This is a genomic window from Citrobacter sp. CFNIH10, from assembly GCF_002934585.1.
GTDB lineage: Bacteria > Pseudomonadota > Gammaproteobacteria > Enterobacterales > Enterobacteriaceae > Citrobacter_A > Citrobacter_A amalonaticus.
Window position 1 is genome coordinate 3155542 of record NZ_CP026216.1, and the last position, 15124, is coordinate 3170665.

The following is a 15124-nucleotide window of genomic DNA, read 5'->3' on the forward strand; positions in this document are numbered from 1 at the left end:
ACGACCTTCTCACGCTCAGAGTTGACCAAAGCGGCCCGCGTTAAAATCGCGAACGGCTTCTGCGATTTCATGTCTGGTATTCATGACAAACGGACCGTAGCCGACGATCGGTTCATTCAGCGGCTCTCCCGACAGTAACAACACGCTGGCATCGTGGGTGGCTTCCAGATGCAGTGCGTCCCCTTGCTGGCTTAATACCACCAGTTGCGCCTCGCTTGCTGTTGTCGATCCATTTACCGTGATTGAGCCTTTCAGGACGACCAGCGCGGTACTCCACCCTTCAGGCTGCGAAAGCGTCACCGGGCGCGCCTGTTGTAACCGCATATCCCAGACGTTCAGCGGCGAGAACGTGTGTGCCGGACCGGTCGTCTGCTGATACTGACCGGCAATAATTCGCGCTGTCCCGGCATTGTCCGGCAGCTCAACGGTTGGGATGTAATCCTGGGTGATGCTCTGATAACCCGGCGCCGTCATTTTGTCTTTTGCTGGCAGGTTCACCCACAGTTGCACCATCTCCAGTTCTCCTCCCTTGTGGGTGAAGGCTTCAGAGTGAAATTCTTCATGCAGAATGCCCGCACCCGCGGTCATCCATTGCACGTCGCCGGGGCCGATAATGCCGCCTCGACCGGTTGAGTCGCGATGCTCAACCTCACCGCGGTATACAATTGTCACCGTTTCAAAACCACGGTGGGGATGTTCACCCACGCCGCGCTTTTCCGTTCCCGGCGCGAAGGTATGGGGACCGGCATAGTCAAGCAGCAAAAATGGGCTCAACTGTTCTGCATGGGACTGGTACGAAAACAGTGAACGAACCGGAAATCCATCGCCAACCCAGTGCGGACGAGGTGCGGTATAGACGCCTGTAACCTTTTTCATCATTCTCTCCTCAATGGCTTGTTACGTTATGAATAAGCTTATATTCATGACAGCGAGGTGAGTAGTGGCTAAAATGGATTTCATCGTTCTGAAAATGGAACAATAAATGGTAAAGCCAGATCTCAATGATTTTGCGTGGTTTGTTCATGTCGTGGAGCAGGGCGGGTTTGCTGCTGCAGGTCGTGCACTCGATGAACCGAAATCAAAGCTCAGCCGGCGCATTGCACAACTGGAAGAGCAACTGGGGGTGCGGCTCATCCAGCGGACGACACGGCAGTTTAACGTCACGGAAGTGGGACAAACGTTCTATGAGCACTGTAAAGCCATGCTGGTAGAAGCACAGGCAGCGCAGGATGCGATTGCCGCATTGCAGGTTGAGCCTCGGGGCGTGGTTAAGCTAACGTGTCCGGTGACGCTGCTTCATGTCCACGTGGGGCCAATGCTGGCGAAATTTATGGCGCGTTACCCCGACGTAACGTTGCAACTCGAAGCCACGAACCGTCGCGTTGATGTAGTAGGGGAAGGCGTTGATATTGCGATCAGAGTGCGTCCGCGCCCGATTGAGGACAGCGATCTGGTGATGCGGGTGCTTGCCGACCGCGCCCATCGGTTGTTTGCCAGCCCGGCGCTGATCGCACGCATGGGTACCCCTACGGCGCCGTCGGAATTAAGCTGTTGGCCCGGACTGAGTCTCTCGGCAGGCAAACATATTCATCGCTGGGAACTGTATGGTCCACAAGGGGCCAGAGCGGAAGTGCACTTTACCCCGCGATTTATCACGACCGACATGCTGGCATTGCGCGAGGCGGCCATCGCCGGCGTCGGTGCCGTGCAACTTCCCATCTTAATGGCGAAAGAACAGCTTGCGGCGGGGGAACTGGTTGCGTTACTGGAAGGTTGGGAACCACGAAGAGAGGTCATTCACGCGGTTTTCCCTTCACGCAGGGGATTACTGCCATCGGTCAGAGCGCTGGTGGATTTTCTGACGGATGAGTATGCGCGAATGGCGGAGGAGTAGGGGATTTTCATGCAACAAAAAAGGCCGGCTTAACCGACCTTTTATCATCTGGACGCCATTCGGGCGTGAAAACAATCAGCGACTACGGAAGACAATGCGGCCTTTGCTCAGGTCGTACGGGGTCAGCTCAACAGTCACTTTGTCGCCCGTCAGGATGCGGATGTAGTTTTTACGCATTTTACCGGAGATGTGTGCAGTAACCACGTGACCGTTTTCTAACTCTACGCGGAACATGGTATTAGGTAACGTTTCGAGAACGGTACCCTGCATTTCAATATTGTCTTCTTTGGCCATCTAATCCTCTGGGGTATCACTACCGTAATTTGAACCGGCAAGATAATGCCGAAGTTCTTTTAATAAGTAAAGATTTGCACGTTTAAAACGCAGCAAACAAAATTTGGCGCATTACTCCGATTCGCTTCAAAAACACACGACAAAGCCGCACGTGAAGCGCAACGTATAAGGGAGCGATGAGATAAACGATGGCGTTACCTGACGCGAACGGATCCTTAACGGCAGCGGGGTAATGGGCTAAACCAACTCTGCGACCGCAATTATAACACCCTGATAAAAAATGTGCCGAAAACATTCACCCCTGGGGCAAAAATAACGTGCGAGGGACCCAAAAATCGCGAGGTAAACGTTGCTGGCGTAATGCATCGAGGTGTTCCAGATACACCCGACGCGGAATTTCGACCGCGCCTAACGATTCGGTATGACTATTGAGCACCTGACAATCCATTAATTTACCGCCTTGCTGAACAAATTCTGCGCAAAAAACCAGCAGTGCGGTTTTTGACGCATTCTCTTGTCGGCTGAACATCGATTCGCCGCAAAACAGCGCCCCCTGGGAAACGCCATACATCCCGCCAACCAGCGTATTTTCACGCCAGACCTCAATGGAATGCGCATGTCCCAGTTCGTGCAGTCGATGATAGGCCTCCACCACGCCCTGGGTGATCCATGTCCCTTCATCGCGATCGTTGGCGCACCCTTCGATGACCTGGCCAAACGCATAATTCAGTGTGACGCGATACGGAGAACGCTTATGAAAGCGCTTCATGCTGCGGCTGACATGAAACGCGTCAGGCCACAGAATGGCGCGGGGATCCGGTGACCACCAAAGAATAGGGTCGCCAGGCGAAAACCACGGAAAAATACCGCGTTGATAGGCCATCAGCAGGCGCGCAGGGCTGAGATCGCCTCCAAGCGCCAGCAGGCCGTTTGGCTCGCGTAAAGCGCCCTCCGGCGAAGGGAAGGCGATAGAGTGTCGGGAAAGCTGAACCAGGCGCATGACAGCAGAACTCCAGTACGCGAGTCGGATCGTTCAATAATAGCTTACAGACCTTGCTTAAACTGGTAATAACGACCCTGCCGCGCTAACAGATCTGCGTGATTACCTTGCTCAATAATTTGGCCGTTGTCCATCACTATTATTTGATCAAAACGCGCGAGCCCGCGCAGGCGATGCGTCACCATCAGTAACGTTTTATCGCGCATCACCTCTGCCAGCAATTCAAGCATTTGGCTTTCGGTCGTCGCATCCAGGCCTTCCGTCGGTTCATCAAGCAGCATCAGCGGCGCATCGTGCAAAAGCGCACGGGCGATCGCCAGACGACGCAGTTCGCCACCGGATAGCTGACGACCGCCTTCGCCCAGCCAACTGTTGAGGCCAGCATCGTCCAGGAGTTTCTCCAGCCCGACGCGGCGCAGCGTGTCTGTCAGCTGGTCGTCACTGGCGTCAGGTGCCGCAAGCAGCAGGTTGTCGCGCAGGGTGGCGCTGAATAAGTGCACGCGCTGCGGCACAACGCTGATGGTCTTGCGCAGCGTCGCTTCATTCAAGGTTGCAATCGAACAACCGTTGAGCAGGATCTCGCCCTGCTGCGGATCCCACGCGCGCGTGAGCAGTTGGAGTAATGTCGATTTACCGCACCCGGTGCGCCCAAGAATGGCGATATGCTCGCCTGGATTCACCTGCAGGGAGAGCGAATCCAGCGCCTTTTGCGCCTGTTCGGGGTAGCTGAATGAAACGTCACGCAGCGTCAGAGTGACCTGATCCGGGACGTCGGATACGTCAGTCGGGAAAGTGACTTCCGGCTTCTGTTCGGTCAGTTCGGTGATCCGCATGGCGGAGGCGATGACCTGTCCCAGATGCTGGAATGCGCCGGTAACCGGAGCCAGCGCTTCAAATGCTGCCAGCGCGCAAAAGACAAACAGGGCAATCAGCGCGCCAGGCTGAGCGTTATCCCCTACGCCGCCTGCCGACATCCACAACATCAGCAAAATGGCAATGGCACCGATGAGCAACATCAGCGCCTGTGACAGTGCCGTCAGTTCAGACTGGCGGCGCTGCGCTTCGTGCCACTGTAACTCGGTGGCCTCCATCTGTGCGCGGTAGCGGTCGCTGGCGCCGAAAATGGTCAGTTCAGCCTGACCCTGTAACCATGAGGTCAACTGCTGGCGATACTGTCCGCGCAGGTGCGTCAGGTTTTGTCCGGTGGTTTTCCCGGCGCGATAAAACACCGGCGGCATAATAAACAGCGTCAGCAGCATCACGCCGCCGAGGGTGCAGGCGAGGGTGACATCCAGCACGCTCAGACCGATCGTCACAACCATAATCACCACGAAGGCTCCCACCAGGGGGGAGATGACGCGCAGGTAGAGGTGATCCAGCGTATCCACATCCGCCACAATGCGGTTCAACAGTTCACCCTGACGATAACGAACCAGCCCGGCAGGGGAGAGCGGCAGCAGCTTGCTGAAGGTGTGAATACGTAAATGTTGCAGCACGCGGAAGGTGGCATCATGGCTGACCAGCCGCTCAAAATAGCGTCCGGCAGTCCGGGTAATAGCCGCACCGCGCACGCCTGCGGCAGGCAGCATATAGTTAAAACTGTAGATACCGGCAAAGCCCGCGACGGCTGACGCAGAGAGGAACCAGCCGGACAGCGTCAGCAGGCCAATGCTGGCGAGCAGGGTGATGATCGCCAGCACGATGCCCAGCGTTAACATCCATTTGTGACGTTTATAGAGCGTCAGATAAGGCAGTAGCGCGCGCATTAGATTTCCTCCTGACGATGGGCCAACAGCGTCGCAAATGCGCCATTGGCGGTACTCAGTTCGGCCCAGGAGCCCTGTTCGATAATCTGTCCGTCCTGCATCACCCAAATCGTGTCCCAGTCAGCCAGATCTTCAAGCTGGTGCGTGACCATCAGGGTGGTCTGGCGTTTTGAGGCGGCTTTCAGCGCCTGCATGACCCGCTGTTCGCTATGGGCATCCAGGCTGGCAGCCGGCTCATCCAGCAGCAGCAACTTGCAGGGATTAAGGAGTGCACGAGCTACTGCCACGCGTTGCGCCTGACCAACGGACAGACATCCGGCCTGATCGCCAACGGGCGTATCCACGCCCTGTGGTAACAGCGGCAGGAATTCACTGACCCAGGCGCTGTCGAGCGCGGCACGCAACTCTTGCTCACTGGCATTCGGGCGAGCCAGAAGAACGTTTTCCCGTATCGTCGCCGCGGGCAACTGCGGGTTTTGCCCCACCCAGGAGAGATGCTTACGCCAGGACTCTGGCGACAAATCGCGAAGTTCCACCCCGTTAATGCGCAGCGATCCCTGATAAGAGAGGAAGCCGGAAAGCGCATTCAGCAGAGAACTCTTACCCGAACCGCTGCGACCGACCAGCACGACACGCTGCCCGGCAGCGAGGGAGAAGTTCAGTGGTCCCGCCAGGGTCTTACCTTCTGGCGATGTAATGATGAGATCGACGGCGTCAATGGAAACAGGTTCTTGCGTGGATAGTTCCACATCACCTTGTTCAGGATGGGCGAGCGGCGTTTCCATAAAAGTCTTCAGGCTGTCTGCCGCGCCAACTGCCTGTGCTTTAGCGTGATAAAACGTCCCCAAATCGCGCAGCGGCTGGAAAAACTCAGGGGCCAGAATAAGGGCGAGGAAGCCTGCTGCCAGCGTGACGCCCGTGCCGTAGTGGCCGAAATTAAGTTCGCCGAGGTAGGAAAAACCAAAGTAAACCGCGACCAGCGCAATGGAAAGCGAGGTAAAAAACTCCAGTACGCCCGAGGATAAAAAGGCAAGGCGCAAGACTTCCATCGTACGCTGGCGGAAATCTTGCGAGGCGACGCGAATGCTTTCGGTTTCAGCTTCACCATGGCCAAAAATGCGCAGGGTCTCCATTCCGCGTAAGCGATCGAGGAAATGTCCGCTCAGACGCGCCAGGGCGAGGAAATTACGCCGGTTAGCATCAGCAGCGCCCATACCGACCATCGCCATGAACAGAGGGATCAGCGGCGCGGTGCCGAGAAGGATCAACGCGGCGGCCCAGTTTGACGGAAAAATAGCCGCGACAATCAGGATGGGCACACACACCGCCAGCGCCATCTGCGGCAGATAACGAGCGTAGTAGTCGTGCATATCGTCAATCTGTTCCAGCACCAGCGTGGCCCAGCTTCCTGCGGGTTTTCCCTGGATCCACGCCGGACCGGCCTGTTGCAGGCGGTCGAGCACCTGGCGGCGGATCTCAAACCGGATGTGTTGGCCCGCATGGAATCCGACGCGTTCGCGTAACCAGACGACCCAGGCACGGAGGATAAAGATCAGCACCAGCACGACAAATGGCAACAGCAACGCCTCGCGCGGGATATTTTCCATGATCATATGTTGCAGAATGCGAGCCATGATCCAGGCCTGAGCGACAATCAGTACGCCACTCACAAACCCCAGCAGACGGGAAATCATAAGCCAGCGTTGGGAAATGACACTTTGCTGTTTTAACCAGCGGGTTAGCTCTTGTTGACGAGTTTTATTCATTGCGCGCTTTGCAGGTGAGTTATCAGAATTTTTTGCCAGGGCAATGTTACAACGGGGCAAAAATAAAGGCGACCTATAGTCGCCTTATTTACTTTTGTTGCTGATTTGTAAAAACTATTTGCACGCGTCGGCTAAACCGTCGAGGTAGCGTTCAGCATCCAGCGCAGCCATACAACCGGTGCCTGCGGAGGTGATAGCCTGACGGTAAATGTGGTCCATCACGTCGCCCGCAGCAAAGACGCCCGGGATGCTGGTCTGGGTCGCGTTACCGTGACTCCCGGACTGCACTTTAATGTAGCCGTTTTCCAGCTCAAGCTGTCCTTCGAAAATCGCCGTGTTCGGGCTGTGGCCGATGGCAACAAACAGCCCTGCGACATCCAGCGACTCAATGTTGTCCGCATTCTGCGTATCACGCAGGCGCAGACCCGTGACGCCCATCTGATCGCCAGTCACTTCTTCCAGCGTGCGGTGGGTGTGCAACACGATGTTGCCGTTCTCCACTTTGTCCATCAGACGCTTAATCAGAATTTTTTCCGCGCGGAAGCCGTCACGACGGTGAATCAGGTGAACTTCAGAGGCGATGTTTGCCAGATACAGCGCTTCTTCGACGGCTGTGTTACCGCCACCGATAACCGCGACTTTCTGGTTACGATAGAAAAAACCGTCGCAGGTAGCGCAGGCAGAAACGCCACGGCCTTTGAATGCCTCTTCTGACGGCAGACCGAGATAACGAGCGGACGCACCGGTAGCGATGATTAGCGCATCACAGGTGTACTCTGCACTGTCACCGATCAGACGGAACGGACGGTTTTGCAGGTCCACTTTATTGATGTGATCGAAGATGATCTCGGTTTCAAACTTAGTCGCATGCTCGTGCATACGTTCCATCAGCAGTGGTCCGGTCAGATCATTCGGATCGCCCGGCCAGTTTTCCACTTCTGTGGTGGTGGTCAGTTGACCGCCTTTTTCCATACCGGTAATCAGTACCGGCTGCAGGTTTGCGCGCGCAGCATAGACCGCTGCGGTATATCCCGCCGGGCCGGAACCCAGGATAAGCAGTTTACTGTGTTTGGTCGTGCCCATGAGATCCTCATTGTTGTTGGCAGGCAATGGGCTGGATTGTAGGGAATTTGACGGCGTAAAAAAAGGGTATAGCGATTTTGTTAACAATTTGTGGAATAGACGAGGCCAATGAGTGAACAAATCTGCAGTCACGCCATAACGAATTCTACTTAAAATCCCTCAGTTATAAGGTGATAAAATGATGAATCATCTTAACGCCTAATGAATAACTGGCATGTTGTACTAAAAATCGATGTTTTGCTTTGACAATCACCTGCTGTTTTGCGAAAACATTCGAGGAAGAAAAAAACAGTGTTGTGTGTGTGCCGCATAATCATGCATATAAATACCATGTTTACCGGGCTAGCGAAATCTACGCATGGTGTGGACAGACGCCATTCGTGATGTCGATAGCTGCCGTCAGGCAACGGTCTTCTCACTATAGACCCAGGCATTGCGCGCCGCTAATCCTCTTGGGTTCGGTCTATTGTGATGGGCATCGACTCTCGACAATGATGTTTGATGAGTCAGGCAGGAGTAGGGAAGGAATACAGAGAGACAATAATAATGGTAGATAGCAAGAAGCGCCCTGGCAAAGATCTCGACCGTATTGATCGTAACATTCTTAATGAGCTGCAAAAGGATGGGCGTATTTCTAACGTCGAGCTTTCTAAACGAGTGGGACTTTCCCCGACGCCCTGCCTTGAGCGTGTGCGTCGTCTGGAAAGACAGGGTTTCATTCAGGGCTATACAGCGCTGTTAAACCCGCATTATCTGGATGCATCACTTCTGGTATTTGTTGAGATTACTCTGAATCGTGGCGCTCCGGATGTGTTTGAACAATTCAACGCCGCAGTACAAAAACTTGAAGAAATTCAAGAGTGTCATTTGGTGTCTGGCGATTTCGACTACCTGTTGAAAACACGTGTGCCGGACATGTCAGCTTACCGTAAGCTGCTGGGGGAAACCCTGCTGCGTCTGCCTGGCGTCAATGACACCCGTACTTACGTGGTAATGGAAGAAGTCAAACAGAGTAATCGTCTGGTTATTAAGACGCGCTAATACGGAACAGGTGCAAAATCGGCGTATTTTGATTACACTCCTGTTAATCCATACAGCAACAGTGCCGGGGTAACCCGGTGCTGTTGTCCGTTTTAGCATCGGGCAGGAAAAGCCCGAAACCTGGAGAGCCTTTTTTGAGCCAGGAATACACTGAAGACAAAGAAGTCACATTGACAAAGTTAAGCAGCGGGCGCCGACTTCTGGAGGCGTTGCTGATTCTTATTGCCCTTTTTGCCGTCTGGCTGATGGCAGCCTTACTGAGCTTTAATCCTTCTGATCCCAGTTGGTCGCAAACGGCCTGGCATGAGCCTATCCATAATTTGGGCGGGGCGCCGGGGGCATGGCTGGCGGATACCCTGTTCTTTATCTTTGGGATAATGGCGTACACCATTCCTGTCATCATTGTGGGCGGCTGCTGGTTTGCCTGGCGTCACCAGGCGACCGATGACTATATCGACTATTTTGCCGTCTCGCTGCGCATCATTGGCGTGCTGGCGCTTATCCTTACCTCCTGTGGTCTGGCCGCTATTAATGCCGATGACATCTGGTACTTCGCCTCCGGCGGGGTGATTGGCAGTCTGTTGAGTACCACGCTGCAACCGCTGCTGCACAGCAGTGGTGGCACCATTACGCTTCTATGCGTGTGGGCGGCAGGGCTGACGCTCTTTACCGGCTGGTCCTGGGTTAGCATCGCCGAAAAACTTGGCGGCTGGCTGCTCAATATTCTGACCTTTGCCAGCAACCGTACCCGTCGTGATGATACCTGGGTAGAAGACGACGAATACGAAGACGATGAAGAGTATGAAGATGAAGTCGAGGGCGGGAAACGTGAATCCCGTCGGGCGCGTATTCTTCGCGGTGCGCTGGCGCGCCGTAAACGTCTGGCTGAAAAATTTATCAATCCGCATGGCCGTCAGACGGATGCGGCGCTCTTCTCCGGCAGACGCATGGATGATGACGATGAGATAGCCTACAGCGCGCGCGGCGTCGCGGCCGATCCTGGCGATGTGCTGTTCTCCGGGCATCGTGCGACACAGCCGGAATATGATGAATACGATCCGCTGTTAAACGGTCATTCGGTGACCGAACCCGTCGCCGCTGCGGCGGCTGCTACGGCTGCGACTCAGGCCTGGGCTGCGCCGGTCGATCCGATTATGCAAACGCCGCCCGTACCAGGCGCAGAAACCGTTCCTGTACAACCTGCGGTTGCATGGCAACCCGTACCAGGCCCGCAAACCGGCGAGCCGGTGATTGCTCCTGCGCCGGAAGGCTATCCGTCGCACAACCCGTACGCGCAGCCGCAGCAGGCGCAGTATGAGACATGGCAACAGCCTGTTCCGACTGAACCGCAAAATGCTGCGTCTGTGGCTCCTGAAGCTGGTTATCCGCAGCCAGGCGTACCGCAACAACCGTGGCAGCAACCGCAAGCTACGGTAGAGCAACCCTGGCAGCCCGAGCCGGTTTATCAACCCGAGCCTGTCCAGCAGCCGGTTTATCATCAGCCAGCGTATCAGCCGGAGCCTTTATCGCCACAGGAACCTGTGGTTCCGCAAGCTCCGATTACTGAGCCTGAGCCGGTAGTCGAAGAGACAAAACCTGCGCGCCCGCCGCTGTACTACTTTGAAGAAGTGGAAGAGAAGCGTGCGCGTGAACGTGAGCAACTGGCCGCGTGGTATCAGCCGATTCCTGAACCTGTTAACGCGCCGGAACCGGTGGTTCCTGCACCGTCAACTGCGCCTTCTATACCGCCTGTTGACACCGCTGCGACCATTGCGCCGATCGCTGCAAGCGTGAAGGATGCGACCTTATCAGCCGGTGCGACTGCGGCAGCTGCAGCGCCAGTCTTCAGCCTCGCGAATGGCGGAGCGCCGCGTCCGCAGGTGAAAGAAGGGATTGGCCCGCAACTGCCTCGTCCCAATCGCGTACGTGTACCGACACGCCGTGAGCTGGCATCGTATGGTATTAAATTGCCTTCTCAGCGTATGGCTGAGGAGAGAGCGCGTGAAGCCGGTCAACACGATCCGCAGTATAGCGATGATGAAATCGACGCCATGCAACAGGACGAACTGGCTCGTCAGTTTGCTCAGTCACAGCAAAGTCGTTATGGCGACGAGTATCAGCATGAGGCGACGCAGGCCGACGATGAAGATGCCGCTGCGGAAGCTGAACTGGCGCGCCAGTTTGCCTCTTCACAGCAACAGCGCTACGCCGGTGAGCAACCTGCCGGAGCGAATCCATTCTCGCTGGATGATTTTGAGTTTTCACCCATGAAAACGCTGGTCGATAACGGCCCGCATGAGCCGCTGTTTACACCGGGCGTTATGCCGGAGTCTGCGCCTGTTCAGCCACCCACAACGCCGCAGTATCAGCAGCCGCAACAGCCGGTAGCGCCACAGCCGCAGTATCAGCAGCCGCAACAGCCGGTAGCGCCGCAGCCACAGTATCAACAGTCACAACAGCCGGTAGCGCCGCAGCCGCAGTATCAACAGCCACAACAGCCGGTAGCTCCGCAGCCACAGTATCAGCAGCCGCAACAGCTGGTAGCGCCGCAGCAACCTGCTGCACCTCAGCCGCAGGAAAGCCTGATTCACCCGCTGCTGATGCGCAATGGTGACAGCCGTCCGCTGCAGAAACCGACGACGCCACTGCCTTCACTGGATCTGCTGACGCAGCCACCGAGTGAAGTGGAGCCGGTTGATACCTTCGCGCTGGAACAAATGGCGCGCCTGGTTGAAGCTCGCCTGGCTGATTTCCGCATCAAGGCCGATGTGGTGAATTACTCGCCAGGTCCGGTGATCACCCGTTTTGAACTGAATCTGGCGCCGGGTGTGAAAGCGGCGCGTATTTCCAACCTTTCTCGTGACCTGGCGCGTTCGTTGTCGACTGTCGCGGTGCGCGTGGTGGAAGTGATTCCGGGTAAACCATACGTAGGCCTGGAATTGCCGAACAAAAAACGGCAGACCGTTTACCTGCGTGAAGTGCTGGATAACGCGAAGTTCCGTGAAAACCCGTCGCCGCTGACCGTCGTGTTGGGTAAAGATATTGCCGGCGATCCGGTGGTAGCCGATCTGGCGAAAATGCCGCACCTGCTGGTGGCGGGAACAACCGGTTCGGGTAAATCGGTTGGGGTGAACGCCATGATCCTCAGCATGCTTTACAAGGCGCAGCCGGAAGACGTTCGTTTCATCATGATCGACCCGAAAATGCTGGAGCTGTCGGTTTACGAAGGCATTCCGCATCTGCTGACGGAAGTCGTCACGGATATGAAAGACGCCGCCAACGCCCTGCGCTGGAGCGTTAACGAGATGGAACGCCGTTACAAGCTGATGTCTGCGCTGGGCGTGCGTAATCTTGCGGGTTACAACGAGAAGATAGCCGAAGCCGCGCGGATGGGACGTCCAATTCCGGACCCGTACTGGAAACCGGGCGACAGTATGGATGCGCAGCATCCGGTACTGGAAAAACTGCCGTATATCGTTGTACTGGTTGACGAATTTGCCGACCTGATGATGACCGTCGGTAAGAAAGTTGAAGAGCTGATTGCCCGACTGGCGCAAAAAGCCCGTGCGGCCGGGATCCACCTGGTGCTGGCGACACAGCGTCCATCGGTTGACGTCATTACCGGTCTTATTAAAGCCAACATACCGACACGTATTGCCTTCACCGTGTCCAGTAAGATTGACTCGCGTACTATCCTCGATCAGGGCGGTGCAGAATCGCTGCTGGGGATGGGGGATATGCTTTACTCCGGGCCAAACTCCACCATGCCGGTGCGTGTTCACGGCGCATTTGTCCGTGACCAGGAAGTGCATGCGGTGGTGCAGGACTGGAAGGCGCGTGGGCGTCCGCAGTATGTGGATGGCATCACCTCCGACAGCGAAAGCGAAGGCGGCGGCGGTGGCTTTGACGGTGGCGAAGAGCTGGATCCGTTATTCGATCAGGCTGTCAACTTTGTGACAGAGAAACGTAAAGCGTCCATCTCCGGCGTACAGCGCCAGTTCCGTATTGGCTACAACCGTGCGGCGCGCATTATCGAACAGATGGAAGCGCAGGGAATCGTCAGCGAACAAGGCCATAACGGCAATCGTGAAGTGCTGGCGCCACCACCGTTTGACTAAGTGCAAAGTTACGTAATTCAGTATTGTCTTCTTTCCTCACGCTGATTTTTGGCCTGGAATGGATAGCAGAGGGATCTCCCGGTCGGGAGTGACGTATTTTGAGGAATAACAATGAAAAAAATCGCAATCACCTGTGCATTACTCTCAGGATTCGTGGTAAGCAGCGTTTGGGCGGATGCCGCCAGCGATCTGAAAAGTCGCCTGGATAAAGTAAGCAGCTTCCACGCCAGCTTCACACAGAAAGTGACTGATGGCAGCGGCGCTGCTGTTCAGGAAGGTCAGGGTGATTTGTGGGTGAAGCGTCCGAACCTGTTTAACTGGCACATGACGCAGCCTGATGAAAGCATTCTGGTTTCTGATGGGAAAACGCTGTGGTTCTTCAACCCGTTTGTTGAGCAGGCCACCGCGACCTGGCTGAAAGACGCCACCGGCAACACGCCGTTTATGCTGATTGCCCGCAACCAGTCCAGCGACTGGCAACAGTACAATATCAAGCAGAACGGTGACGACTTCGTCCTGACGCCGAAAACCAGCAACGGTAACCTGAAACAGTTCACCATCAATGTGGGCCGTGACGGGACTATTCATCAGTTCAGCGCCGTGGAGCAGGATGACCAGCGCAGCAGCTATCAGCTGAAATCACAGCAGAATGGCACCGTTGACGCATCGAAGTTCACCTTTACTCCACCGCAAGGCGTAACGGTAGACGACCAACGTAAGTAGAGGCCTGCGTGAGCAACCTGTCGCTCGATTTTTCTGATAATACCTTTCAGCCACTGGCCGCGCGGATGCGGCCAGAAAATTTAGCGCAGTATATTGGTCAGCAGCACCTGCTGGCTGCGGGTAAACCGTTGCCGCGTGCGATTGAAGCCGGACATCTGCACTCCATGATCTTGTGGGGACCGCCGGGAACCGGGAAAACGACACTCGCTGAAGTGATTGCCCGCTACGCCGATGCCGACGTTGAGCGGATATCGGCGGTCACCTCCGGCGTGAAAGAGATCCGCGAAGCCATCGAACGCGCCCGTCAGAATCGTCATGCCGGGCGTCGCACTATTCTGTTTGTTGACGAAGTTCATCGCTTTAATAAAAGCCAACAGGATGCGTTCTTACCGCATATTGAAGACGGCACGATCACCTTTATCGGGGCAACCACCGAAAACCCGTCGTTTGAACTGAATTCCGCGCTGTTGTCGCGGGCGCGCGTCTATTTGCTCAAATCGCTGACCACGGAAGATATCGAACAGGTTCTCCGTCAGGCGATGGAAGACAAGGCGCGGGGCTATGGTGGCCAGGATATCGTTCTGCCGGATGATACCCGCAAAGCCATCGCGGAACTGGTCAATGGTGATGCGCGCCGCGCATTGAACACCCTGGAAATGATGGCTGATATGGCCGAAGTGGATGATAGCGGCAAGCGAGTACTGCTTCCCGCATTGTTGACCGAAATCGCCGGTGAGCGCAGCGCGCGTTTTGATAACAAAGGCGACCGCTTCTACGATCTCATTTCCGCATTGCATAAATCAGTTCGCGGCAGCGCGCCGGATGCGGCACTTTACTGGTATGCGCGAATCATTACGGCAGGGGGGGATCCGCTGTATGTCGCGCGCCGTTGCCTGGCGATTGCTTCCGAAGATGTGGGCAATGCCGATCCGCGTGCGATGCAGGTGGCGATTTCCGCCTGGGACTGCTTCACGCGTGTGGGGCCTGCTGAAGGCGAGCGCGCCATCGCCCAGGCGATTGTTTATCTGGCCTGTGCACCGAAAAGCAATGCGGTGTATACCGCCTTTAAAGCGGCGCTCTCCGATGCCCGCGAACGTCCTGACTATGACGTACCTGTTCATCTGCGCAATGCGCCGACGAAGTTGATGAAAGAGATGGGTTACGGCCAGGAATATCGTTATGCACATGACGAACCGAATGCTTATGCCGCAGGTGAGGAATATTTCCCGCCGGAGATGGCGCAAACACGCTATTATCACCCCACAAACAGAGGTCTTGAGGGCAAGATTGGCGAAAAGCTCGCCTGGCTCGCCGGACAGGATCAAAATAGCCCTATAAAACGCTACCGTTAGCGCAGGCGTTGCGGTAATGTTGGCACTGTATCCCTGTGACCGCAGGCTGTGGTCACATTTTCCCATTTCAATTCGATAAGCACAGGA

The 15124-nt window shown here is 55.7% G+C and carries 11 protein-coding genes and 1 pseudogene; 5 read left to right on the top strand and 7 right to left on the bottom strand.

What is annotated here, in order from left to right:
* Nucleotides 1-15 precede the first annotated feature (15 nt).
* Nucleotides 16-876 (bottom strand): pirin family protein, encoded by an 861-nt coding sequence (locus tag C2U53_RS18805; RefSeq protein ID WP_043001211.1) that lies wholly within the window; start codon nucleotides 874-876, stop codon nucleotides 16-18.
* Nucleotides 877-982: 106 nt separating this feature from the next.
* Here C2U53_RS18805 and C2U53_RS18810 point away from each other — a divergent pair, with 106 nt between their 5' ends.
* On the top strand, nucleotides 983-1894 hold the full coding sequence (locus C2U53_RS18810; RefSeq protein ID WP_043001210.1) for a LysR family transcriptional regulator: 912 nt from the start codon (nucleotides 983-985) through the stop codon (nucleotides 1892-1894).
* 75 nt (nucleotides 1895-1969) lie between these two features.
* Here C2U53_RS18810 and infA read toward each other — a convergent pair whose 3' ends face one another.
* From infA to trxB, 6 genes and pseudogenes are all read right to left on the bottom strand, one after another.
* Nucleotides 1970-2188: a translation initiation factor IF-1 gene (infA, locus tag C2U53_RS18815; protein ID WP_001040187.1), complete on the bottom strand. Its 219-nt coding sequence runs from the start codon at nucleotides 2186-2188 to the stop codon at nucleotides 1970-1972.
* Nucleotides 2116-2292, bottom strand: a pseudogene (locus tag C2U53_RS30770) (hypothetical protein); the annotation flags it as partial. The pseudogene C2U53_RS30770 and the gene infA, both read right to left, overlap by 73 nt.
* 191 nt (nucleotides 2293-2483) lie before the next feature.
* Nucleotides 2484-3188, bottom strand: coding sequence for a leucyl/phenylalanyl-tRNA--protein transferase (gene aat, locus C2U53_RS18825; RefSeq protein ID WP_043001209.1), 705 nt, complete (start codon nucleotides 3186-3188; stop codon nucleotides 2484-2486).
* Between the two features lie 44 nt (nucleotides 3189-3232).
* Complete coding sequence (cydC, locus tag C2U53_RS18830) at nucleotides 3233-4954, bottom strand: cysteine/glutathione ABC transporter ATP-binding protein/permease CydC (RefSeq protein WP_104446273.1); 1722 nt, start codon at nucleotides 4952-4954, stop codon at nucleotides 3233-3235.
* On the bottom strand, nucleotides 4954-6720 hold the full coding sequence (gene cydD / locus C2U53_RS18835) for a cysteine/glutathione ABC transporter permease/ATP-binding protein CydD (protein ID WP_043001207.1): 1767 nt from the start codon (nucleotides 6718-6720) through the stop codon (nucleotides 4954-4956). Before cydD ends, cydC begins: the two co-directional genes overlap by 1 nt.
* Before the next feature lie 114 nt (nucleotides 6721-6834).
* A complete protein-coding gene (gene trxB, locus C2U53_RS18840) occupies nucleotides 6835-7803 on the bottom strand; it encodes a thioredoxin-disulfide reductase (RefSeq protein ID WP_043001206.1) in 969 nt (322 codons plus the stop codon).
* A 546-nt stretch (nucleotides 7804-8349) separates the two neighbouring features.
* Here trxB and lrp point away from each other — a divergent pair.
* The 4 genes from lrp to rarA all read left to right on the top strand — a co-directional run bounded on the left by lrp (nucleotide 8350) and on the right by rarA (nucleotide 15037).
* Nucleotides 8350-8844 carry a leucine-responsive transcriptional regulator Lrp gene (lrp, locus tag C2U53_RS18850; protein WP_000228469.1) on the top strand — a complete coding sequence of 165 codons (495 nt, stop codon included), beginning with the start codon at nucleotides 8350-8352 and terminating at the stop codon, nucleotides 8842-8844.
* 134 nt (nucleotides 8845-8978) lie between these two features.
* On the top strand, nucleotides 8979-12962 hold the full coding sequence (gene ftsK, locus C2U53_RS18855; protein WP_104446274.1) for a DNA translocase FtsK: 3984 nt from the start codon (nucleotides 8979-8981) through the stop codon (nucleotides 12960-12962).
* 111 nt (nucleotides 12963-13073) lie between these two features.
* Nucleotides 13074-13685: an outer membrane lipoprotein chaperone LolA gene (gene lolA, locus C2U53_RS18860; protein ID WP_042320255.1), complete on the top strand. Its 612-nt coding sequence runs from the start codon at nucleotides 13074-13076 to the stop codon at nucleotides 13683-13685.
* An 8-nt stretch (nucleotides 13686-13693) separates the two neighbouring features.
* A complete protein-coding gene (rarA, locus tag C2U53_RS18865; protein WP_043001204.1) occupies nucleotides 13694-15037 on the top strand; it encodes a replication-associated recombination protein RarA in 1344 nt (447 codons plus the stop codon).
* Nucleotides 15038-15124 lie beyond the last annotated feature (87 nt).